The organism is Streptomyces sp. BR123 (assembly GCF_013401435.1).
Lineage (GTDB): Bacteria > Actinomycetota > Actinomycetes > Streptomycetales > Streptomycetaceae > Streptomyces.
In genome coordinates, this window is sequence record NZ_JACBGN010000619.1 from 1 (window position 1) to 1,109 (window position 1,109).

A 1,109-nucleotide genomic window follows, 5' to 3' on the forward strand; every position below is an offset into this window, starting at 1 on the left:
ACCGCCGCCCGAGGCGGGAAGCGCCCCAGAGCGCTACGCACGGCGGCAAGGTCGGCAGCTGACGGCCGTCCGGGGTTGGTGACGCGTCAGATCACCACGTGCTGCGGTCGGTTTGGCGACTGGCGGTCTTCGGAAGTCATGGGCGGTCGGGTATGCATGTTCCGTTTCGGATGGTCTGTGGAGTGTGGTGGCTGCTGTCGCGGCGCTTGGATGCGTCTCGTGATGAGGCTGTGACGTGCGCATATTCAATCTCTCGGGGTTGATCACTAGGGTGTCGGGGTGAGAGAGACGACGCCTGAAGGCGGATTCCGGAAGAGGGCCTTGGTCCTGAACGTGGCCCTGGGCCTGGTGGTCGCCGCGGTGGTCTTTTTCGTCCTGCGGCCCGCCCCGGACGAGAGCGTCGATGTGCCCAAGGCTGCCGCCCCCTCGCCCTCCGTGGTGGACCGGCCCATGATCGGGCTGGCCGACGCCTTCCCCGACCAGGTGGCCGACCCTGCCGGTGGTACGTACACGAAGGTGGGCGCGGTGGCACTGAAGTCGTGCACCGAACCGGACTCGGTCGGACCGCTCCTCGCCGACTACATAGCCCAGGGCAAGGGATGCGTCGGCGAGCAGGTCGCGCTGTACAAGGACGCCAAGAACAACCAGTTCAACCTGGCCGTCTTCACGATGAAGGACCCGGTGGACACCGTGATGCTGGTGACCCGGCTCGGTTCGGCGCCCATGGACTACCAGGTGGGCGCACAGGCCCCGCCGCCGGCGTCGGGTCTGAAGACCCTCCCGCCGGACAGCGGCATGGTGCAGTCGTTCACCGGCCAGGGTCGGGCCATGGTGGTCGGGCTGGGCCAGTGGTCGGACGGCGCCACCCGCGACTACCAGCGCCTCGTCGAGCGCCTCACCCCCCTGCTGAACTCGGTCTCCGACCGCGTGGCCCGCTACGAGACCTCCCACTGACCCATCCCATCCCGCCTTGGCCATCCCATGCGGGGCCCGCCGACCTTGCCGCCGTGCGTAGCGCTCTGGGGCGCTTCCCGCCTCGGGCGGCGGTCAGTCGCCGAGCAAGAGGAGCGCGTAGCGATCTGGGGCGCTTCTCTGCCACGGGCGGCCGC

Annotated in this window: 1 protein-coding gene; it reads left to right on the forward strand. The window is 69.1% G+C overall.

The window, feature by feature from the left end:
- The first annotated feature begins 321 nt into the window (after nucleotides 1-321).
- Nucleotides 322-954 carry a hypothetical protein gene (locus tag HYE82_RS36685; RefSeq protein WP_179178546.1) on the forward strand — a complete coding sequence of 211 codons (633 nt, stop codon included), beginning with the start codon at nucleotides 322-324 and terminating at the stop codon, nucleotides 952-954.
- Nucleotides 955-1,109 lie beyond the last annotated feature (155 nt).